Below are 22597 nucleotides of genomic sequence, written 5' to 3'. Positions count from 1 at the left end.
GAAGGCAACCCGAGAAAATTACCAAGAATTGCAATAGTTTAGGTTGGAGTGAAAATATGTGTTCAGTATTTGGGATATTAGATATTAAAGGCGATGCTACCGCATTACGTACAACAGCATTAGAGATGTCAAAAAAAATGCGTCATCGCGGACCAGACTGGTCTGGTATTTATGCATCAGACAAGGCAATCCTGGTTCATGAGCGCTTAGCAATTGTGGACTTAAACAGCGGTGAACAGCCACTTTACAACCAAGACAAAACCCATGCACTCGCAGTTAACGGTGAGATCTACAACCACAAAGAACTGCGCGCTGAATTCGCACCCAACTACCCATTTCAAACTGAATCTGACTGTGAAATCATTCTGGCACTATACAAAGAAAAAGGCCCAGAACTACTCGATTACTTAAACGGTATTTTTGGCTTTATTCTTTACGATGAACAAGAAGACGCTTACTTAATTGGCCGTGACCACATTGGCATTATCCCGCTTTATCATGGCCATGATGAGCATGGTAACTACTATGTAGCTTCTGAAATGAAAGCGCTTGTACCTGTTTGTAAAACCATCAGTGAGTTCCCTCCAGGTCACTTCCTATGGAGCAAAAAAGGCGAGCCGGTACGTTACTACAAACGTGACTGGATGGAATATGATACCGTTGCAGATGCAAAAACAGATAAAGCAGCACTGAAAGACGCGTTAGAAAGCGCTGTAAAACGTCAATTGATGACAGACGTACCTTACGGTGTATTACTGTCTGGTGGTCTTGATTCATCAGTTATCTCTGCAATCACCAAAAAGTTTGCAGCAAAACGTATTGAAGATGATGAGCAATCTCAAGCTTGGTGGCCAACCTTGCACTCCTTTGCGATTGGTCTTGAAGGTGCACCCGATCTAAAAGCTGCGAAAGTTGTTGCTGACAGCATAGGTACGGTTCACCATGAATTGACTTACACCGTTCAAGAAGGTCTTGATGCCATTCGTGATGTGATTTACCACATTGAGACCTACGATGTAACGACAATTCGTGCATCCACCCCTATGTACCTGATGTCGCGTAAGATCCGTGCAATGGGTATTAAAATGGTGCTCTCGGGTGAAGGGGCTGATGAAGTCTTTGGTGGTTACTTGTACTTCCACAAAGCACCAAATGCCAAAGAATTCCATGAAGAAACTGTACGTAAATTACTTGCGCTGAACATGTTTGACTGCGCGCGCGCCAACAAATCAATGGCAGCATGGGGTATTGAAGCACGTGTACCTTTCCTTGATAAAGATTTCTTGGAAGTGGCTATGCGAGTTAACCCTGAAGACAAAATGTGTGGCAACGGTAAGATGGAAAAACACATTATTCGTGAGTGTTTTGAAGATTACTTACCTGAATCTGTGGCATGGCGTCAAAAAGAACAGTTCTCTGATGGTGTTGGTTATAGCTGGATTGACACGCTACGTGATGTAGCGGAAGCAAAAGTGTCTGATCAGCAACTTGAAACAGCGAAATTCCGCTTCCCATACAACACACCAACAACCAAAGAAGCGTATGCTTACCGTGAGATCTTTGAAGAACTATTCCCGCTAGAAAGTGCGGCAAAATGTGTTCCTGGCGGTCCATCAATTGCTTGTTCTAGTGCAAAAGCGATTGAGTGGGATGAAAGCTTTAAGAACAGTGCCGATCCATCAGGTCGTGCGGTTGCTGCCATTCACAATGAAGCTTACAAAAAATAATACCTTAAGATATTTTTATTTTAGTGATCAAACGCAGCCTTCGGGTTGCGTTTTTTCGTTATTACGACCAGACGTTTATTGAAACTCAATGCATTAATACTGGAAATATATGTCGTAAACTTACGCCAATCTTTTATAAAAACGCTAGCCAGCCCACAGATTGGGTTTCCATTATCCCCTAGTCTGACTGTCATAAACATTATCTACCTCGCTCAATAATCGACAGCTGTCTCTTTTAAAAAGTTAAAGCCGCTACTTAATTTTTATGCAGGCAGGTAGTAATGAAACACGTTTTAAATTTCAACAAATAGACAGACACCACATGAAACGAATAAAGACAGAAGTAAACGGCCCTGAGTTCTCCCAATTCATTGCTGGCTATTGGCGCTTAATGGAATGGAACATGACACCACAACAGCGTCTGACCTTCCTAAAACAGCATGTCGAGTTAGGCATCACCACTTGTGATCACGCGGATATTTACGGTAATTACGAATGTGAAGCGGCTTTTGGTGAGGCCTTAAAATTAGACCCTAGTATGCGTGATAGTATTGAGATCGTGAGCAAATGTGGCATTCGCCTGCCAAGCGCTCCTTCGGGTGATATCGCACTACCCCATTACAATACCACCACTGACTACATAGTATCGCAAGCTGAGCAATCACTAAAAAACCTTCACACCGATCATCTTGATTTACTATTGATACACCGCCCCGATCCACTGATGAATGTGGATGATATTGCAGAGGCCTTTAGCCGCCTTAAACAAGACGGCAAAGTAAAACATGTGGGGGTATCAAACTTCACTACCAGTCAGTTCGATTTATTACAATCACGCCTAGATTATCCATTAGCAACGAACCAACTAGAGATTTCGCCAGTCAATATGGCAGCACTGCACGATGGTTCCTTAGACCAAATGCAGCAGCACCGTATTGCACCTATGGCATGGTCATGCTTGAGTGGTGGTAGTTTGTTCAACGGACAAGATGAAAAGTCTAAACGTCTACGTGCAGAGCTTGAAATAATCGCGGCTGAAGTCGGTGCGGAAGGTATCGACCAAATTGTTTATGCCTGGGTACTCGCCCTACCCTCTAAGCCACTACCTATCATTGGCAGCGGCAAAATAGAACGCGTCCGCCAAGCTATTCGCAGTGCTGATATAACGCTAACACGTCAGCAATGGTTCCGAATCTGGGTTGCCTCAAACGGCCACAACGTGCCTTAGCTACCACTTATTAAAACCGAGACATAAAAAAAACCCAGCATTTGCTGGGTTTTTCTTGAGTTCAATAATCACTGATTGAGCGATTAACGTTCCCAGTATGCTTCTTCAAGACTGTCTTCACGCTCAGGCAAGCCACGAGATAAACGTGGTGAGTGCTGAGCCAGTACTTCGTAACTAACACGGTTAGAGTACAGACAGATTTGAGAAAACGAAGAGTACGTCAAAAAGCTATGTTGGTGCTTACTTGAATTAGGGACGTTCTCTTTGTGGTAACGGTTGGCTGACATATCATGCAGTAATGCAGACAGAGCACCATCACCTGCACCATTGGTATTCTTGATACGTTCAGGACCACCCATGTACGGTGATATGTGTGAGTACGCCTTAATTGGCGCTTCACATGCCTCTTTCAGCATAGGGCGACTAAATTCGTAGCGGTTAAACTCTGCAATTTCACCAGGCAATAGTGGCAAGCTCGTTGTACGCTTTGCACTGTCTTCCGTGTAGCCCGCCGTGTACAAGCCAATAGGACCAGCAGTACATAAAACAAGGTCAACCCACTCAAGCGTTTGATCAGCCGCAACCAATGGATCAGATTCACCCGTTAAGGCTTCGGCTTCATCTTCATTCATCGCCACAACCGTCACATGATCGCGTAGGAAATCACGCCACCACTGTGGATCGTCTTGAATCACAAACTTAGTACCTAAAGTTAAAACAACAGGCACATCATATTTTTTCGCGTAATCAATTGCTCGCATTGTTGCAGCAGGCATTGGGTCGCCATCTTTACAACGAACAAGGTAAGCCGTTAATACAAGTGCCGAAGCATTTTTAAATACAGATTCAGGAATGCTATCTGGGCTTAGTTGGTTCATGTGTCCTTCGTTAATCGCAAAGGTACGCTCACCTTCTGCAGAGATTAACGCAAAACAACGACCAATAGGGCCATGCACTGGCTGTAGGTGGTTCATATCCATACGGCTTGATGTATTACACAAGTAACGATATGCGTAGCTACCTACTTCAATATCTTTACTCATCACACCCAGCAGTACCGATTTATCATCAGCCAATACGGAATAGTTGTGTAGCGTGTTACCTATGGTACCGCCAGCAAACTCATGGCTAATTAAGTTCTTTTCTTTTAGCTCCTGATATAAAGCTTCTGCTTTTTCATCAGAGATCACTAAAGAATGACCTTTGCTTAGCTCATAACGTTCAAGAAATGCGTCATCTACACAGGCTTCAATATCAACCAAAGTTTGGTCGATACCAACAACATGGGTACGAGTTAGACGTTTTTCTTGCTTTGTTTGACTCAGAAGTGGATCACGAGCATGTACAGGAAAGTAATGCTTCGATTTACGTTGGCCTGGAAATTTCATCTGAATGAGCTATCTGTCTAGTGAACTTTTTGCGAATTCTATCACATTATCGTGAACATAAAAGAAAGCCGCTCATTCTTTTTGAGAGGCAAGAGCTTTTTTGTAACACAATTCCGAGTCAATAATACGCCTAAATAGAGTAATAACGACTATTTACTCTCGTGGAAGCAAAACGAAAACATGGATGATCAATAACTTAACGCTTCATCGTTACTCACCCCACCCCTGTGTATTTTGCTTTACAAGGTTTGCCATCATCGTGATGTGTGCCGAGTTATCATTCAAGCATGGAATAAGATTGAAGCTTTCGCCACCAGCTTCAATAAAGACCGCTTTACACTCTTCTGCAATTTCTTCCAATGTCTCTAAACAGTCCACAGAGAAAGCGGGGCACATTACATCTAAGCGTTTCACGCCTTTTTTCGCCAAAGCTTCAATGGTTTTATCCGTATATGGTTGCAGCCATTCTTCCCGTCCAAAAATCGATTGGTAACTCATGCTCATTTTTTCACGCGGTAAGTCCAAGCTTTCAGCAAGCAATGCTGTTGTTTGGTTGCAGTGCACAGGGTACGGATCACCATTGTCTGCATAACGTTTAGGAATACCATGGTAAGAACACAATAGGTAATCAGGTTGACCGTGCTCAGCCCAAAAATCAGAGGCTGATTGAGCTAAGGCTGAGATATAGTCTGGATGTTCAAAATAGTGGTTAACGAAACGAAATTCAGGTAACTCTGGCCATGCTTTTATCGATTTCGCTAACTTATCAAATACAGCAGCTGTTGTGGTTTGCGAATATTGCGGGTAAAGCGGCAACACAACCACTTTGTCACAGCCTTGCTCTTTAAGAGCGGCTAACCCAGCTTCAATACTTGGTGAACCATAAGTCATACCAAGCTCAACAGGTACATTCAGTTCTGCTTGTAATAACTGTTTCTGACGCTTTGAATACACCATAAGTGGTGAACCGTCATCCATCCAAACAGATTGATACAACTTTGCGACTTTAGGCGCACGGATAGGTAAAATAACACCATGTAATATTGGACACCAAAGCCAACGAGTCATGTCAACCACGCGCTTATCGTGTAGAAACTCGCCCAAGAAACGCTTTACACCGGCCGATGTTGGCTCATCTGGCGTACCTAAATTCACTAACAATACGCCGTGCTTTTTACTCATTATTTATCCGCCGCTTTATCTTAGTTAAACCGTATTATAGCTAATACTATCACTAACTTGTACGGCTCAATATCGTAAACGATCATTCTGTTTACTAAATTTAGTATCTAGGATTTGGGGACTTTTTATCAATGGCTTTATGAGAATAAAAAACGGGCACACCTAAGTATGCCCGTTTCAATTAATCACACTAAGCGGTGATTAAGATAATGCTTTTTCTAGCTCAGCGCTTACTGCCGCAACTTCTTTAGTACCGTCAAATTTAAGGTACTTAGTGTTACCTGCTGCAGCTTCTTTACCGTAGTATTCGATAAGCGGTGCAGTTTGCTTGTGGTAAACACCTAGACGCGCTAGTACTGTTTCTTCTTTGTCATCTTCACGGATAACAAGATCTTCACCAGTTTCGTCATCTTTACCTTCCACTTTTGGCGGATTGTAAACAACGTGGTAAGTACGACCAGAAGCAAGGTGAGCACGACGGCCCGCCATACGCTCAACGATCACTTCGTCAGCCACATCGAATTCGATAACGTAGTCGATCTCAACACCGTTTTCTTTCAAGCCATCAGCTTGAGGAATAGTGCGTGGGAAACCGTCTAGTAGGAAGCCTTTCGCACAATCGTCTTGGGCAATACGCTCTTTAACCAGACCAAGAATGATGTCATCAGACACAAGTTGACCTGCATCGATTACAGATTTCGCTTGTTTGCCTAGCTCTGTACCTGCTTTGATTGCTGCACGTAGCATGTCACCCGTAGAGATTTGAGGAATACCAAATTTCTCCATGATGAATTGTGCCTGAGTACCTTTACCTGCACCTGGAGCGCCCAGAAGAATGATGCGCATCGTGATCCCCTTTATTAAATAAGCTTGGTGTTTCTCAAAAAAAGTGAAAATACACTGATTAGACGTCAGTCGCAAGCCCAGCACTTAGTCTGGGCTTGGTTTACATTCTTTATCAGCATACTATGCGATAGTCACAAGAGCGTCGATTAGACCTTAGTCAGTCTCTCACCATAATGCCTATCACATCTTATTGATTGTCTCACCAACGACCGACTATTTAGCCAGTAGCTGATTAACCGCATTCAGGAACTGAGATGGATCTTCCATCGCACCACGTTCCGCTAACATCGCTTGACCCATCAGCATTTCAACCCAACGGCCAAATACCACTTCGTCAGCTTCGTCTGCCATTTGTTTAACCAGAGCATGCTCTGGGTTAATTTCGAAAATGTATTGCACTTCAGGCGCTTCTTGACCGACAGCAGCCATCAATTTTGCCATCTGCGTGCCCATTTCGTTTTCATCTGTAACCACAACAGCAGGTGTATCGTGAAGTTTAAAAGTCGTACGTACTTCTTTCACACGATCCCCCAAGTAAGCTTGGGTGCGTTCAACCACAGATTTGAAAGCTTCTTCTGTTTCTTTTTGCTTTTCTTTGTCTTCTTCATTCTCGAATTTAGACAAATCAAGATCCGCCTTTGTGATTGACTGGAACTGCTTGCCATCAAATTCAGGTAAGTAATTCATCAGCCACTCGTCAATGCGATCGTGCATTAAGATAACTTCAATACCTTTCGCACGGAATTGCTCAAGGTGAGGGCTATTTTGCGCTGCTTTAAAGCTGTCTGCTGTGATGAAGTAGATCTTCTCTTGATCTTCTTTCATTCTTTCAACGTAATCCGCCAATGAAACAACTTGTTCAGCCGCATTATTCTCAGTTGAGCTAAAGCGTAACAAGTTCGCTATTTTGTCACGATTAGCAAAATCTTCTGCAGGGCCTTCTTTTAGTACTTGGCCAAATTCATTCCAGAATGTCTGGTATTTCTCTGCATCATTCTTCGCCATGCGCTCAAGCATAGTTAATGAACGTTTCGTACACGCCTTACGTAGCGCTTGAGTCACCTTGTTATCTTGTAAAATCTCACGCGATACGTTTAGTGGTAAATCGTTAGAATCGATCAAACCACGCATAAAGCGTAGGTAACTTGGCATAAATTGTTCAGCATCATCCATAATGAACACACGTTGAACATATAACTTCAAGCCATGCTTACTATCGCGATTATATAGGTCGAATGGTGCTTTAGAAGGCACATATAATAAGCTAGTGTAATCTTGCTTACCTTCGACACGGTTATGGCTCCAATGAAGCGGCTCGGCATAGTCATGAGAAACATGCTTGTAGAACTCTTTGTATTCTTCTTCAGAAATATCTGACTTGTTGCGAGTCCACAAAGCCTGCGCCTTGTTGATTTGCTCCCACTTTTTGTTGCCTGTTTCTTTCCCTTCTTCGTCCATCTCTGCCGTTTGCAGGTGAACAGGAATACCAATATGATCTGAGTATTTACCGATCACGTCACGTAGGCGGTATTCGCTTAAAAATTCTTTTTCTTCTTCACGAAGGTGAAGAATGATATCAGTACCACGTGTCGACTTAGTGATATCTTCAACACTGTAATCACCTTCACCGCTTGATTGCCAGCTCACGCCCTGCTCTGCGGGTGCGCCAGCAGCACGGGTGTGTACTGTGACAGAGTCAGCCACAATAAACGCAGAGTAGAAGCCAACACCAAATTGGCCAATAAGCTGTGAGTCTTTGCTTTCTTCATTACTTAGGCTACTGAAGAAATCTTTTGTGCCTGATTTTGCAATTGTACCTAAGTGCTCAATCGCATCTTCACGGCTCATACCAATGCCGTTATCGCTAATAGTCAACGTACCTGCATCGGCATTAAATGACAATTTAACACCTAGATCTGAGTCACCTTCATACAAGTCTGGCTCTGACAATGCACGGAAACGTAATTTATCTGACGCATCCGACGCATTAGAAATTAGCTCACGTAAAAAAATCTCTTTATTTGAATACAAAGAGTGAATCATCAGATGAAGAAGTTGTTTCACTTCTGACTGAAAACCACGGGTTTCCTTATTGGTAGAGGTATGTTGTTCGCTCATCGAAACTCCAAAAACAATAGTTTTACGTAAAATTACCACTATATTCATGCGGTTAAGTAACCGCTCGTCTATTTATGGTAAAAATTCCCAATTAGATACCAATTAGATGTGGTCAAATAGTAGGTTTTCAACCTAAAATAGCCTTTTTTATTCTTTTTAGAATTTCTACGCAGAGATTTTCCTTTTTTTACATTCAGATTATATTCAGGGAATTATGATATATAAGTGCCTAAACTGTTTCATTGGGGCTAAAAATGCATAACACCTCCACTAAGTTCTTAATTGGTAAGCGTTTCCTTTTTGACCCTTACGACAACAGCTTAATTGACCAACTTGAAAGTGATGAGCTTACTCGCTTAGGCAGTAATGAAAGCCGCGCACTCAGCCTTTTGATAGAAACACCTGGCGCAATCATCACTCGCACTCAATTACATGATTTTGTTTGGAGAGAGCAAGGTTTTGAGGTGGATGATTCTAGCTTAACCCAAGCCATTTCAACCCTGCGTAAAGCATTAAAAGATTCAACAAAGTCCCCTGAATTTATAAAAACAGTGCCTAAACGCGGTTATCAAATGATAGCACCCGTTTCAGAGCATCTTACAAAGCCAGAAAAATCTGAAAAAACCTTTGCTGAAGATCTCGTCAGCCAAATACCAACCGCAGAACGTTCCGCGCCTGAATACGACGCAGCACCTGTGGAAAAAACAGCACACCACACAGCCGCAGCACCAATCAGTAAAGGTCACCGTGTAAATATCTACGGCTGGTTAGCCCTTGTTATCGCGCTACTTCTGCCGTTAATGGTTAATACTAGTTACCCACCTAAATCAGCGGCTTTTGCTAATTTCATCGACGTTGAAGGTATCCCAGTTCTGACTCCCAATAATCACCCAGGGTTGAGTCGTTGGGAGCCAATGATCCGTACATGTGTGGCGCGTTACCTTGAGTTTCATCCTGAGGGTAAAAGGCCGATAGAAGTTATCGCAACTGGTGGTCAGCAGAGTCAAATTTGGATTAATTACGTTCATAGCACTGATTCGCCAAACGAAAATGTCACGCTACGTTTGTTATCAAGCCAAGAGGATAACGATCAGTTATGCCAATAAAAGAAAGTTCGATCTCAACTATTTTAAAACGTTTTTGGCCGTACCTGGTTTTAGCGATTTCAACAGTATTTAGCTTTTGGCTCTACTACTCTAGCGACTACAAGCAAGAGCAACTGATCATGTCACGTGAGTGGCAGTCAAACACAGTCAGTCGTATTGAAGAAAAACTACTCGATGATGAGCTACTAGTACTACGCCGTGTCGAGCAAACCAGCCACATGGTATATTTACCCAATAAAAATTACTCACGCATTACACTGATGAAACTATACAGTGATAATGAAGAGCCACTAACGCTACATATCTCTGAATCGGGCACATGGAACATCAGTGGCGGCTATTTGCTAACTGAGCCAGCCGAGTTTAAAGACATCACCTCTGGCACCAATAAAGATTTCCAGAAGAAGCAGTTAACGGCTATTCGTAAAATCTTTCGTATGGATGCTCGTCAAAGTCGCCGTATTGATATCTTAAACGAAAAGAGTTTGCTGCTCACAAGTCTCACTTATGGCTCGACCATTTATTACTCGTTGTAGTCCCTTTTGATGTATTCGAGATATAAAAAAACCGCACCCTATAGTGCGGTTTTTTATTACGCTGAAACTTGTCTAATACAGCTTTTGACGGCCAGCAATTGAGTGCGATAACGTTGTGCCATCCACCAATTCTAGCTCCCCACCAACAGGAACACCGTGCGCGATTCGACTCGCAGGTACATCGTATTCACTACATAATTCAGCAATATAGTGCGCTGTCGCCTCACCTTCCACCGTTGGGTTGGTTGCTAAAATCAGTTCACTGATTGGTTCTTTCTGTAAGCGAAACTCCAGAAGATCCAATCCAATGTCTGATGGGCCAATACCATCTAGCGGTGAAAGATGCCCCATTAACACGAAATAGCGACCAGAGAATTGCCCCGTTGATTCAACAGCAACAATATCGGCTGGACTTTCAACCACACAGATTTGCCCTGATTCCTGACGACGAGGATTAGCGCAGATGGCACAGACCTCTTCTTCAGTAAATGTTCGGCATTGTTGGCAGTGGCCAATTTCAGTCATGGCTTGGCTTAGAGCATCAGCAAGTTGAAGACCACCTTGCCGATTGCGCTGTAACAAACTGAAGGCCATTCGCTGTGCTGACTTGGGGCCAACCCCAGGCAGACAACGAAGGGCCTCCATTAATTGTTCCAGTAATTGACTGGTACGCATTGATTAGAAAGGTAGCTTGAAGCCAGCTGGTAAGTTCATACCACCTGTAACACCAGCCATTTTCTCTTTTTGCGCTTCTTCAACACGACGTGCAGCATCGTTAAATGCAGCAGCAATCAGGTCTTCAAGCATGTCTTTGTCGTCTTCCATTAGGCTATCATCTAGCTCAACGCGACGTACACTGTGGCTACCAGTGATGGTAACTTTAACAAGGCCAGCACCTGACTCACCCGTTACTTCCATGTTTGCAATTTCTTCTTGCATCTTCTGCATGCGCTCTTGCATTTGCTGCGCTTGCTTCATCATGTTGCCCATACCGCCTTTACCAAACATATTATCTCTCTCTATTGGTCTGGTTAATATTCACGCTACACCGCAGTCTGATACTGCAGTTAAATCGGTCGAATGCTTTCTTCATCAACCACCGCGGCAAAGCGCTGGCAGATAAAATTAACATGTGGGTCTTGCAGTAAGCTGTGCTTCGCTTGACCCAATTTTTCCTGATAAATCGCTTCTCGCCATTCAAGCGGCGTTTGCCCTTCATCACTTAATTCAATATTCAGTTCAATCGGCTGTTCTAATAAGCCACCAATTGCTTCTTGTAACTGTTCCCGAGCCTTCGGGCTATCGAGGTGTGCTTGCGTTTGTCGCAATTGCAAAGTGACCTTATGCTCTCTTTGCACAAATGCAGAGTTTAATGCTAATTGTTGTACTAAACGTCCAACATTAAGCTTAGTCACTAAATCAGACCAACTATCCTGATTTGCCGCTTCAATGACAAGTTGTTTTGTCATTTCGGGTGTCTTTTCATGCTCTAACGCTTGCTTTATTTGGCGTGGTGCAAGTTTCACCTTAGATTCAGACACATCGACTACTTGCGTCGATTTCCACTGGTACTCTTCTGGCTCTAAGGGGGCTTGTTGCGCCACTAAATGCGGAGGCATAGATGCATTCGACACCGGCATCGCAGTCTGGCCATGGCCATTTTTTGCTTTAGTCGCGATGCGATCTAAAACATTGGTTGCGACTTTCTTGGCTGGTGTCGATTCAGGCTTTTTTCCTATTGGGGATTCAGCACGATTTTTTTGGCTGCGTAAGCCATTTCGCGCAGCAAGCAAGCCTGACACACCGGATTGAGGTGGTGTTTGCGGTGCCTGCTGAGGCTGTACAGATCGAGCCTGTTCCGATTGAGCACTCGGTGTGTTCATTGGTACTGGTTGCTGTTGCGGAGCTTGCTCATAACGAGGTTCAGGCTGCCTCGGTGCAGACATGGTTTCCGGCGCATGCTGTTGCGTCTGAGAAACCGCAGTGGCTGGCTGCATTCTCGCTTTCAATGCCTGTACTCGCTCCATACCACCTTGTGTTGGCGCAGAGTGTAGGCTTGATGCAGGATGCGAGCTAGGTGCTGATTGTTGCCCCTGAGGGACAGGCGCTGGCTCAGTAGCAGGCACATTGATAGATTGCGGAGTGATCCCCTGCCCTGACATAGGTCTAAACGCCAGCATACGCAGCAAGACCATCTCTAAGCCTGTGCGCCCTTCTGGTGCATAAGCTAAGTCTTGGCGGCCTTGTAGCGCAATTTGGTAGCTCAGCTGTACATCTTGCGGCGACATAGCACCACTCAATGCCACAATGCGGTCTGCATCAGGTGCTGACTCATCTAGCGAAGCTGGTAAGGCTTGATGAAGTGCAACACGGTGAAGTTGTGCCGCAAGTTCGCGCAGTAAGCTATCCCATTCCACACCAATCGCAGCGAGTGATGCAACACTGGCCATCGCAGTTTGTGCTTCACCTTGCGCGACAGATTCAAGCAACTGTAAGGCTTGGTCTGTATCGAGCGTTCCTAGCATCATAGAAACAGGTTCAGTTCCTACACAACCGTTCCCCAGAGCAATAGCTTGGTCCGCAAGACTAAGGGCATCACGCATAGAACCATCAGCAGCACGGGCTAATAAATTTAGTGCACGCGGCTCGAAATCCACCTGCTCTTGCGTCAAAACATGAGCAAGTTGATCGTGAATTTGTGTGGTATCTAGATGCTTTAAATGGAACTGTAAGCAACGCGATAAGATCGTCACCGGCAGTTTTTGTGGATCGGTCGTTGCTAAAATAAATTTAACGTATTCTGGCGGCTCTTCTAGTGTTTTTAATAATGCATTGAAGCTATGACGAGAGAGCATGTGCACCTCATCAATCAGATACACTTTAAAGCGGCCACGCGCAGGCTTGTACTGCACGTTATCGAGCAGTTCACGAGTATCTTCTACTTTGGTTCGCGATGCCGCATCGATTTCCAGCAAATCAACAAAGCGACCTTCTTCTATTTCACGACACGTCGTACATTGCCCACAAGGCGACGCCGTGATCCCTTGCTCACAATTTAACCCTTTAGCAAAAATACGTGCAATGGTCGTTTTACCAACACCTCGGGTGCCGCTAAAAAGATAGGCGTGATGAAGTCGGTCATGGGCAAGTGCATTGGCCAGAGCCGTTAAGACATGGGATTGACCTACCACATCGTCGAATTGATGCGGTCGCCATTTGCGAGCCAAAACCTGATAACTCATGAATTATTTAACCTTACTGAATCAAGATTTCAATGCTAGCACAGGGAGGATTTTGGCGCGAGAGGACTCTACCTTGAGCGTCCAATACTTCACCACCGATGCGCGAAACACAACAGTGGCGGAGTAATATAAGCATGATGCTTAACGATTAGTGACCACTAAAATCACAAATACTGAACACATTTAGGCCTAAACCTTTCAGACGTGCTTCACCACCGATATCTGGCAAGTTAATCACAAACGCAGCATCTTCTACGTTACCCCCTAAACGACGAACAAGCTTAGTGGTTGCTTCAATAGTACCGCCTGTAGCTAGCAAATCATCAACCAATAATACTTTATCGCCTTCATTGATCGCATCAACATGAATTTCTAGCGTATCTTGGCCATATTCTAGTTCGTAGCTCTCACCGATCACTTCACGAGGCAATTTACCCGGTTTACGAACCGGCACAAAGCCTACACCAAGTTCCAGTGCCAGTGGTGCACCAAATAAGAAACCACGAGCTTCTGTACCAATCACTTTAGTGATGCCTTGATCTTTGTATTTCTCAATCAATACGGCCATGGTTGCACGGTAAGCCGCTGGGTCTTCCATCAGGCTAGTAACATCACGGAAAAGGATACCTGGCTTAGGGTAATCTTGAATAGATTTGATGCTGTTTTTAATTAGAGCTAGCTTGTCTTGAGTCATAATTGTATTCCATCCCCTAATAAAGAGGTCAGGGTGTTACGCAAACAATACGTCGACTGCAAAAACAAGCAGCTGACGCAATCAGCCCGCAATATTAGTAATTTTCACGGCGAGGGGCAACCGACTCTACAACGGGCAAACGATTAAACCAGACCAACAAGGTTACGCCGATCACAATCAGCATTATTTTATGCCAAGCAAGAGGGACTACAGCAATAGAAAAGGCAAAACTCACCACTATCATAATGTTAGCGCGTCGCTTTATCTTACGTGTTATCGCACCATGTTGATGCCAGTTATACAATATAGGGCCAAAGGTCGGGTGGTTAGTTAACCATGTATTTAACCGCGGTGAACCTCGCATAAAACAGGCACTGGCAAGCAACAAAAAAGGCGTTGTGGGTAGCAGCGGTAAAAAGATCCCTAACACGCCTAGTGCCACGCAGCACCATCCAACAGTTAATAAAATGAATCGTTTTATCATTACACTCAAAGCCTTTATCTACATCACTAATACACTGCAACAGTGCACCCTAATTTGGCAGCCTGATTCTACCGTATTTTGAGTATAACAAGCGCAAAAATGACTTTAAGAACCGAGTTAATCTGTATCAAAATACGACACGGCAGCGCTGTTGTATTAAACGATTCAAAGGGTAACTTTCAAGGCACTAGTTTCAAAAACTGTTTTCACAGATCAGTGACGCATGAAGTAAAAACAAGGAAGGTATATCAGGAGTACGATATTCAAAAAACAGAATAGGAATGTTCACCATGGCGAATATTGTACTAGCCAGTCATGATGAACACCCCGTAAGGTTACCAGCACCTAACGACCTAGGATATCCAACACGGTTAAACTAGCAGGCAAGGTTGGTAGCAATAGCGCAACAAGCAGCCCTAAAAAGTACAGTGCGTTGTAGGGTTCTTTATATCCATGTTCCATCTTAATTCCTTTGTATGAGCTGACATTATTTTTAGCCTCACGCTATATAGCGAAGCTAGCGCATCTCTATGGATGATTTTCGCTGAAACACTATATAAGAGGATGTCGTCGACAAAAACCGATGGAAAGTAGGGATATGAGGTTTCTTCAGTGTAAATCTTCATAATGGTTTGATTCAAATCAGGATCATGAATCTAAAGAGATTTAGACTGAAAAAACGTTAACACGAAAAGAATAATAGATTATGGCTAACCCAGAGAGAATTAATAATGTGCTTCAGCATGATTTAGAGGCGCAATATGAAGCTTTAACCGCATCGCTTCGACATGAAATAGTCACGCACTCATTAATGTCGAACGTCACGACAATGAAACAGCTTGAATTAAATGAACTGATTAAGATGGCCAAATCATCTTATATTCCAGACTTACTCGAACTTGCAACCAAAGTGGAAAAAGTGGATGCCGCCGTGTGTACACTGACATTAGGTATGTATGGCTTATGTGCCGATTGCGAGGAAGAAATTGAAACAGAAGATTTAATCAAAGATCCTGCTCAAGCACGTTGCCGATCATGCCGAGCCCATAGCCGCTATCACCATGATGAATAAATTACCCTAACTCATGAAAGATCATAAAGATCATGCCAGATCCGCTTTCAAGGTTGCGGCTCTAGCTATGGTCAAACATTGCGACTAACGAACTGGTAAATCAGTGAGTAGCGCTATCGTTAAGCTGCACTTTACCCCTAAATGCAGCTTGCTCATCATGTTTAATTAACGCTATCAATGCCCTGCAATTCTAGCGTTAAACACTTTCTCTATTACTTAAACTCTTGCTCTGCCATCCAGATCTTAAAGGCTTTCTTTTCTTTTGCAGAGGCTTTGGTATACCAAAGTTTAAGCTGTGCTAGAGAATCGCCAGTAATCGTCACTTCACCCGCGTCATTCACCACCACTGCAGCTTTAGTCATATCTGTTGGTTTACCTTGCTCTAACGCAATGCCTTTGTCTTGGTTATAGTTAGCCACTAGCTCTTCAATATCAGAGTACGGAATAAAGCCGCCACCACCTGGTAGTACTTCCGCTTGATACGACAATGCAGTACCACCAACCATTACACTCCACTTTGGTTCGTCATTGCGAAATTCAGTCTCTGCCGCGCGGTAATTGCTCGCAGCTTCAGGGAAACGAATCATGACATCATCTTTAGTGTCAAAGCTCATAATAAAAGGTCGAGTACTGAAGAGTTCCGTTTTGGTACCACGACGTAACATTTTTTCGCCACGGATAACCACTTGGTTTTTTCCCTCAACAATATCATAGGTGTTATCAGCGATAGCGTTATCACTGTTCACAGCAACACCGTTAATCGCCAGTACTGATAAGCCATATTCTGTTTCTAACGTATTCGCTTGTGCGGAAGCGGCAAATACCAAGCTAAGGGCGAACCCAACCACTGTTTTATTCATTACTCTTTACTCCTTCAAAGCACCTAAATAGCGATCTAAATAATATCAATACTGCTAATACCAATCCATCTAAGTCACTGAGCGTTGTATCCCAGCGATAAACGAAAAAAGCCGCCCGAAGGCGGCTTTTAAATATAGGGGGAAATTTTATTTCCTAATTCGCTAAAAAGCGTGATTAGAATTTAACTTCCATACCTACTACGTAACCGAAGCCTTTTTCTTCAACAGCTTTAACATCTTCGTAGCCTAGTTCAACGTAAGCACGAGTGTTAGCAGTCAGTTGGTGAGCAACGTTTGCGTAAAGGTTCATTGCGTCTTGAGCTTTAGCATCGCCAGAGTTTTGTGCGTAGCCAAGACCAAATGTGTTCTTACCTAGTGTGTAAGAACCAGCAAGTTCCCAAGTTTTGATATCGCTGTCTGTGTCAGAACCATCATCAGATTGGCCGTATAGTGCACCAACGTAGATAGGACCAGCTGCGTAAACAAATTCTAGATCCCATGCAGTTTGTTCTGTACCAACGACAACGCCAGCGTCATTTTTAAATTGCTCATTTTTGAAATCAGCGTAGTAAGCACGTGCTTCAAAATCACCAAATGGAACACCAGCAGCGATTTCTAGTAGTTCTTCGCCTTTTTTGCCAGTAGCATCTTCTTGAGCGATGTTGTAACCAGCACCAGCCCAGAATTTCTCACCAGAGAAGCGGTATTTGATGTACTGATCCATGTCAGTATCTTCGTAGTTAACACCAGCTGTGTCTTTCAGCTCGATATCAACACCAACACCAGCATCATCGATGATAGCTAGTTGACGACCGAAAGTAACTTCACCGAAGTTACCACCTAGACCAACGTATAGACCGTCGTTCACTACGTCGCCAGAGCTCTTACCTTGAGATACTTTATTATCTTTAGATTCGCCGATTGCTAGTTCGATAGCACCTAGAGCGTATAGGTCAGCGTTTACTTGGTGTTGAACGCGTAGTGCTAGGTCACCGTCATCGATACGGATAGATGCGTCTGCATCTGTATCAGCTGCTTTTGCGAATGCATCAGCTTTAGCTGAACGGTAGTACTGAACTTCAGCAGCACCAGACATAGTAACTTGAGTACCGTCTTGGTCGTATAGAGATACTGCTGCAGAAGCAGAACCAGCTACTAGAAGTGCTGGAACTGTAAGTGCTAAAAGAGTCTTTTTCATGAGATCCACTGCCTTTTCTTATTTGGAATGGAATTCCTATTTCCAGAATTCCTTTTCTATTATGTTTTTTTAGAAGACCACCCGGTTAATACCAAAAGAATAATCATCTAAAGCAATTTGATTGCGGGGCTATCCTGACAGAGTTTTCGCCTAGGTGTCAAATAGTTCAAAAAATAAATCAAAAAACATTTATTCATTATTATTCAATAGGATAGGTGCAACAACAAAAGAAACAAAAGACAAAAAAGTTCTATTTAGCACGGTTAATCGTTTTTTAAAATGACAAAATAACAACACAAAAAACCACAAAATACCAAAACCAACGGTGGCATTGGTCATATATATTATAAAACACTGATTTTTTAGTTAAGTTAGTGTTTTATCGACAACCACCTTGCGCGTTCATGTTGAGTTCAATTTATTTTCGTGACCAAAATCTCATTTAGATTCAAAGTTGTTCAATTTATTTGCCCCCGCTCACATTCAGATGTTCGTGTTATAATCAGCTTCCTTGCCATTTAATACGTTACTTATATGTTACACAGCCAAATAAAACGCGATATCAAGCAATGCTATGAAAACCTAGGAAGCCAACTTGATAACTTCCGCCCAAGGCGTGCGCAGAACTACCTTGTTGCAGAAATAGCCAAAACATTGGCTGGCGAATACCATAAAAAGAACCGAATGTTAGTGGCAGAGGCGGGAACAGGGATCGGAAAATCTCTGTCTTATTTGATCGCAGGCATTCCTTTTGTACTGTTTAACAATAAGAAGCTACTTATTTCGACTGCAACCGTCGCTTTGCAAGAACAGCTCATTGAGAAAGACTTACCCTTGTTTAACCGCATTTTCCCAAAAGAATTCAGCTTTATTTTGGCAAAAGGACGTCAACGCTACTGCTGTGGGCATAAGTTAGCAGCATCGTGTGACGGAAATAGCGAAGACCAGATGAGTTTTTGGCAAGAAAAACCTAAAAAGTCTGATTTAGAACTTTTGACAAGAATGAAAAGTGCTTATGAATCAGGTAAATGGGATGGTGACCGTGATGGTTGGCCAAAACAAGTCCCCGATCGCGTATGGCAGCAAATTGTGGCAGATAAACACAGCTGTCATGCTGGATTACCCAAACACCGTCAGTGCCCTTTTGCTAAAGCACGCGAACATTTAGATAAAGCTGACGTCATTATCGCCAACCATGCACTGCTAATGGCAGATATTGAGCTTGGTGGTGGCGTAATTTTACCAGAACCCGAACAAACGATTTATGTAATCGATGAGGCCCATCACCTACCACAAGTAGCACGTGACTTTTCGTCTGCGGCTGCCAGCTTAAAAGGCGCAACCAATTGGTTAGAAAAGCTCAATCAATCTGTCGGTAAACTTGCTGAACTCGCGGATTACAGTAAAGCTGGGCGTTTTCAATCTTCGCTACAAGAAAACATTCAGCACCTTATTCCAACTCTGCGCCAAATCGCAGCCAATATTGATCCAAGCCATTTCAGTAAAGATGGCATTTATCGCTTTGAACATGGTGAGCTTCCCGCTTGGCTACAAGAAGAAGCCAAAGGGTGTAAAGATGCCAGTAAGAAAGCGTTACAAGCACTAGGCAAACTCCATGACTTAATTTCAGAACGATTAAAAGATAATGAAATTGGTGCTCGCCAAGGAGAACCCGCATTAGCTGAATCTGGATTTTACCTGCAAAGGTTAGAAAACCTAGAAAAAGTCTGGGCGCTAATGGCGCAGCCTTGTAACAAAAAAGGGGCTCCCCTTGCCCGTTGGATAGAAAAAAGCGGCGACCGTGAAGATGACTACATTATCGAAGTTTCGCCACTTGAAGTTGGCTACCGCCTAGACCAACTGCTATGGAGCCGCGCAGCAGGTGCCGTCCTCGTTTCTGCAACATTACGTGCGCTTAACCAATTTACCTACTTTTGCCGCCAGGTAGGTATTTCGGAATCCGATGGTGGGAAGTTTTTAGCTCTGGCTTCACCGTTTGATTATCAAAATAACGCGCGCTTAGTGATTCCAGCGTTACCGTTAGAACCACAAGCCGATAAATTTACTGAACTCTTGATTGAGACCCTCCCCGAATATCTCGAAGGCGAGACCGCAAGCTTGGTCTTATTCTCTTCGTATTGGCAAATGAACAAGGTAGCAGAGAGCTTGCAGCCACTGGCCAAGAAAAACAAATGGCAACTGCTGGTTCAAGGTGATGAAGCTCGCCACACCATTCTAAAAAAACATAAAGAGAACTGTAAAAATAAAGTACCGAGCATTTTATTTGGTACAGGGAGCTTCTCTGAAGGGCTTGATCTACCAGGTGATTTGCTTAAAAACCTTATCATTACCAAAATCCCTTTTGCCGTGCCAACCTCGCCTGTCGAAGAGGCTCACGCTGAATACATCGAAAGTCGTGGTGGTAACCCGTTTTTACAGATTTCTGTACCAGAGGCGAGTAAAAAGCTAATTCAATCTGCTGGTCGTTTACTGCGTAAAGAAGAAGATTCTGGTAGAGTGGTCTTGCTCGACCGACGCGTGATTTCACGCCGTTATGGCAAAGCATTATTAGATTCATTACCGCCGTTCAAACGGATTATCGAACACAAATAAACAGAATTGCCATAATGATAGAAATGATTGAACCTACCACGCTAATAATCCTTGCCCTTGTGGCTTTTTTAGCGGGGTTTATTGATGCAGTTGCAGGTGGTGGCGGTATGCTTACCGTACCTGCATTATTATCGCTAGGGCTTCCACCACATATTGCCCTTGGGACCAATAAGCTAGCGGCAACCTTTGCCTCATCAACCGCAGCCTGGACGTATTATCGCAAACAGCTATTTTCGCCACACTTCTGGCGACTATCATTCATCGCCACCCTAGCCGGTGCGATTGGTGGCACACTGATCGTCGATATCATCAGTACTGAGTGGCTAGAGAAAGCCCTACCCCTGATCATTTTAGCAGCCGCTGCTTATACTCTTTGGCACCCTCAGCCAAAAGGAGAACAACGCCAGCTGCCTAAAGATGACCCCAAGCTAAAGAAAAAACAGTGGTTACAAGGCGGTCTTCTTGGCTTCTACGACGGAGTTGCAGGCCCTGGTACTGGCGCGTTTTGGACCGTTTCAAGTATGGCGCTGTATCGGTTAGACATTCTTCTGGCTTCTGGTCTTGCGAAAGCCATGAACTTCACCAGTAATATTACCTCCCTCATTACCTTTGCTATTTTAGGTCATATTAATGTCGCACTAGGCTTAACCATGGGTGTGTGTCTAATGATAGGCGCATATATTGGAGCGCATTCTGCCATTCGCTTTGGCGCAAAATTTATTCGCCCTGTTTTTGTTACTGTTGTCGTGATTCTTGCCGGTAAACTGGCTTGGCAGGCTTGGTTCTAATATAGCATTGGTCAGTTATAGAGAAGGTTAAGTCAGTATGTTTGATGTTTCAAAATTAAAAGCGCATGTCGATCAGTTATTAAAAGAAGCCGCAGCTGTCGATCGCCAGCGCGGTGAAGCGCCTCGCCCTTTATTTGATGAACAGCTCTTCCTCAGTCGCAGTAAATTAATCACACCTTGCGTAGAAGAAATCAGTAACGAAATAAAATCGCTGCAACGAGAGCAACGATCTGGACGTTTGCTCGCTTCTCGCACAGCGCATATTTGCGACAAAATCGTAGCGCAAATACAAGCCGTTCAGCGCGAGCTTGCCACACAAAGCATTAGAAAAAACGAACCGCAACAAAGCAATACTAACCAGGTACCTATCCATGAGTTGTACCAAGATCTAGCGAAACACCAAGAATGGGAGCGTCGCTTGATCGGTATGAAGCGCGATAAAACAATGCTGCTCAATAACTGCCGAACACTGGCAGAGCAACAAGTGATCCAAAAAGAAATACTGGCGTTAGAAGGTCGCGTACAGCGCTGTCAAGCTGCCGTCACTAAAATTGAAAAACACATTACGATCAGAGAGCGTCAGGGTTAATCATGCTACCGCTGGTTTATCACACGATTTACTCGCAACTGGATTTGCCGCCAGAACACCGCTATCCACTCAGTAAATACCGTCGATTGTATGATCATTTATCCGTGGCATTTCATCGCAATGATGTGCAGCGCATGGCATTTTTCCAACCCGCCCCCCTTTCTATTGATACAGTAAAATCGGTTCATCATCCTGATTACGTCGATGCATTAGTAAATAACACCCTACCGGCAGCCAAAATGCGTCGTATTGGCTTTCCTTGGAGTGAGCAATTAATACAGCGTACACTGACATCAGCAGGTGGAACTTGGCGCACAGTTGAGCTGGCCCAGCAATATGGTCTTGCAATACACCTTAGTGGTGGTTATCACCATGCCCACCATGATTTTGGCAGTGGCTTTTGCCTCTTTAATGACTTAGCCATAGCGGCCAAACAAGCACTGAAGCTAGACAATATCGATAAGGTAATGATTATCGACTGTGATGTACACCATGGGGATGGCACAGCGACACTTTGTGCTGAGCACGACAATATCATCACTTTTTCTGTGCACTGTGATAAAAACTTTCCGGCGAGAAAGCCAAACTCCACCATAGATTTAGCATTACCACGCCAAACAACAACGAAAGAATACCTCAGTACATTTCTGCCTATAGTGCAATTAGCGATTGCACAGCATCAGCCAGACTTAGTCATTTACGATGCAGGCGTCGATATTCATGCTGACGATGAACTCGGCTACTTCGATGTCTGTCTTGATGGTCTGTATCAACGTGATCTTTTTGTACTGACGCTATGCCAGCAACATGCTATTCCCGTTGCAGCGGTTATCGGTGGTGGCTATCGTTCTGATCACCAACAGTTAGTCGCATTACATAGCCAATTAATCAAAGCTGCTTTAACCCTCGTTTAATTATATTACTGA

At 43.8% G+C, this 22597-nt stretch carries 20 protein-coding genes; 9 read left to right on the top strand and 11 right to left on the bottom strand.

Annotated elements, in window-relative coordinates; all coding sequences use genetic code 11:
- Positions 1 to 56: 56 nt before the first annotated feature.
- A complete protein-coding gene (asnB, locus tag OCU77_RS05010; protein ID WP_048898689.1) occupies positions 57 to 1727 on the top strand; it encodes an asparagine synthase B in 1671 nt (556 codons plus the stop codon).
- 322 nt (positions 1728 to 2049) lie between these two features.
- Positions 2050 to 2955 (top strand): aldo/keto reductase, encoded by a 906-nt coding sequence (locus tag OCU77_RS05005; protein WP_048898773.1) that lies wholly within the window; start codon positions 2050 to 2052, stop codon positions 2953 to 2955.
- A gap of 83 nt (positions 2956 to 3038) precedes the next feature.
- Here the strand turns inward: OCU77_RS05005 and OCU77_RS05000 are convergent, their stop codons facing one another.
- The 4 genes from OCU77_RS05000 to htpG all read right to left on the bottom strand — a co-directional run bounded on the left by OCU77_RS05000 (position 3039) and on the right by htpG (position 8489).
- Positions 3039 to 4343 (bottom strand): inosine/guanosine kinase, encoded by a 1305-nt coding sequence (locus OCU77_RS05000; protein WP_048898688.1) that lies wholly within the window; start codon positions 4341 to 4343, stop codon positions 3039 to 3041.
- Between the two features lie 210 nt (positions 4344 to 4553).
- Entirely contained in the window at positions 4554 to 5525 is a 972-nt protein-coding gene (hemH, locus tag OCU77_RS04995) for a ferrochelatase (RefSeq protein WP_048898687.1), read from the bottom strand.
- A 201-nt stretch (positions 5526 to 5726) separates the two neighbouring features.
- Positions 5727 to 6371, bottom strand: coding sequence for an adenylate kinase (gene adk, locus OCU77_RS04990; protein ID WP_048898686.1), 645 nt, complete (start codon positions 6369 to 6371; stop codon positions 5727 to 5729).
- 213 nt (positions 6372 to 6584) lie between these two features.
- Positions 6585 to 8489 carry a molecular chaperone HtpG gene (gene htpG / locus OCU77_RS04985; protein ID WP_048898685.1) on the bottom strand — a complete coding sequence of 635 codons (1905 nt, stop codon included), beginning with the start codon at positions 8487 to 8489 and terminating at the stop codon, positions 6585 to 6587.
- 254 nt (positions 8490 to 8743) lie between these two features.
- Here htpG and OCU77_RS04980 point away from each other — a divergent pair, with 254 nt between their 5' ends.
- Positions 8744 to 9595, top strand: a complete 852-nt coding sequence (locus OCU77_RS04980; protein ID WP_048898684.1) for a transcriptional regulator — start codon at positions 8744 to 8746, stop codon at positions 9593 to 9595.
- Complete coding sequence (locus tag OCU77_RS04975) at positions 9586 to 10131, top strand: regulatory protein ToxS (protein WP_048898683.1); 546 nt, start codon at positions 9586 to 9588, stop codon at positions 10129 to 10131. The genes OCU77_RS04980 and OCU77_RS04975 overlap by 10 nt, the downstream gene beginning before the upstream one ends.
- Positions 10132 to 10203: 72 nt before the next feature.
- Here the strand turns inward: OCU77_RS04975 and recR are convergent, their stop codons facing one another.
- From recR to OCU77_RS04950, 5 genes are all read right to left on the bottom strand, one after another.
- Positions 10204 to 10806 (bottom strand): recombination mediator RecR, encoded by a 603-nt coding sequence (gene recR / locus OCU77_RS04970; RefSeq protein WP_048898682.1) that lies wholly within the window; start codon positions 10804 to 10806, stop codon positions 10204 to 10206.
- A 3-nt stretch (positions 10807 to 10809) separates the two neighbouring features.
- On the bottom strand, positions 10810 to 11139 hold the full coding sequence (locus OCU77_RS04965) for a YbaB/EbfC family nucleoid-associated protein (protein WP_048898681.1): 330 nt from the start codon (positions 11137 to 11139) through the stop codon (positions 10810 to 10812).
- A 59-nt stretch (positions 11140 to 11198) separates the two neighbouring features.
- Positions 11199 to 13373 (bottom strand): DNA polymerase III subunit gamma/tau, encoded by a 2175-nt coding sequence (gene dnaX, locus OCU77_RS04960; RefSeq protein WP_048898680.1) that lies wholly within the window; start codon positions 13371 to 13373, stop codon positions 11199 to 11201.
- Between the two features lie 148 nt (positions 13374 to 13521).
- Positions 13522 to 14067: an adenine phosphoribosyltransferase gene (apt, locus tag OCU77_RS04955; RefSeq protein WP_048898679.1), complete on the bottom strand. Its 546-nt coding sequence runs from the start codon at positions 14065 to 14067 to the stop codon at positions 13522 to 13524.
- Between the two features lie 94 nt (positions 14068 to 14161).
- A complete protein-coding gene (locus OCU77_RS04950) occupies positions 14162 to 14551 on the bottom strand; it encodes a YbaN family protein (RefSeq protein ID WP_048898678.1) in 390 nt (129 codons plus the stop codon).
- Positions 14552 to 15257: 706 nt separating this feature from the next.
- Between OCU77_RS04950 and OCU77_RS04945 the strand changes: the two genes are divergently transcribed.
- Complete coding sequence (locus OCU77_RS04945; RefSeq protein WP_048898676.1) at positions 15258 to 15623, top strand: dksA-type zinc finger protein; 366 nt, start codon at positions 15258 to 15260, stop codon at positions 15621 to 15623.
- 212 nt (positions 15624 to 15835) lie between these two features.
- Here the strand turns inward: OCU77_RS04945 and OCU77_RS04940 are convergent, their stop codons facing one another.
- Together OCU77_RS04940 and OCU77_RS04935 are read right to left on the bottom strand one after the other, a co-directional pair.
- Positions 15836 to 16483 (bottom strand): YccT family protein, encoded by a 648-nt coding sequence (locus tag OCU77_RS04940; RefSeq protein WP_048898675.1) that lies wholly within the window; start codon positions 16481 to 16483, stop codon positions 15836 to 15838.
- Positions 16484 to 16658: 175 nt separating this feature from the next.
- Positions 16659 to 17681 carry a porin gene (locus tag OCU77_RS04935; RefSeq protein WP_048898674.1) on the bottom strand — a complete coding sequence of 341 codons (1023 nt, stop codon included), beginning with the start codon at positions 17679 to 17681 and terminating at the stop codon, positions 16659 to 16661.
- Positions 17682 to 18215: 534 nt separating this feature from the next.
- Here OCU77_RS04935 and dinG point away from each other — a divergent pair.
- From dinG to OCU77_RS04915, 4 genes are read left to right on the top strand one after another with little or no spacing between them, the layout of a single operon-like run.
- Positions 18216 to 20294 carry an ATP-dependent DNA helicase DinG gene (gene dinG, locus OCU77_RS04930; protein WP_048898673.1) on the top strand — a complete coding sequence of 693 codons (2079 nt, stop codon included), beginning with the start codon at positions 18216 to 18218 and terminating at the stop codon, positions 20292 to 20294.
- 14 nt (positions 20295 to 20308) lie between these two features.
- The gene (locus OCU77_RS04925) at positions 20309 to 21082 is read left to right on the top strand and encodes a sulfite exporter TauE/SafE family protein (protein ID WP_162845602.1); all 774 of its coding nucleotides are present in this window, start codon (positions 20309 to 20311) and stop codon (positions 21080 to 21082) included.
- 37 nt (positions 21083 to 21119) lie between these two features.
- Positions 21120 to 21671 (top strand): primosomal replication protein PriC, encoded by a 552-nt coding sequence (gene priC, locus OCU77_RS04920; RefSeq protein WP_048898671.1) that lies wholly within the window; start codon positions 21120 to 21122, stop codon positions 21669 to 21671.
- A 2-nt stretch (positions 21672 to 21673) separates the two neighbouring features.
- On the top strand, positions 21674 to 22585 hold the full coding sequence (locus OCU77_RS04915; RefSeq protein WP_048898670.1) for a histone deacetylase family protein: 912 nt from the start codon (positions 21674 to 21676) through the stop codon (positions 22583 to 22585).
- Positions 22586 to 22597: the final 12 nt, after the last annotated feature.

It is taken from the genome of Photobacterium swingsii (assembly GCF_024346715.1).
GTDB classification, from domain to species: domain Bacteria; phylum Pseudomonadota; class Gammaproteobacteria; order Enterobacterales; family Vibrionaceae; genus Photobacterium; species Photobacterium swingsii.
The sequence above is the reverse complement of the archived record's forward strand: the minus strand, read 5'-3'. Positions and strand labels throughout refer to the sequence as shown.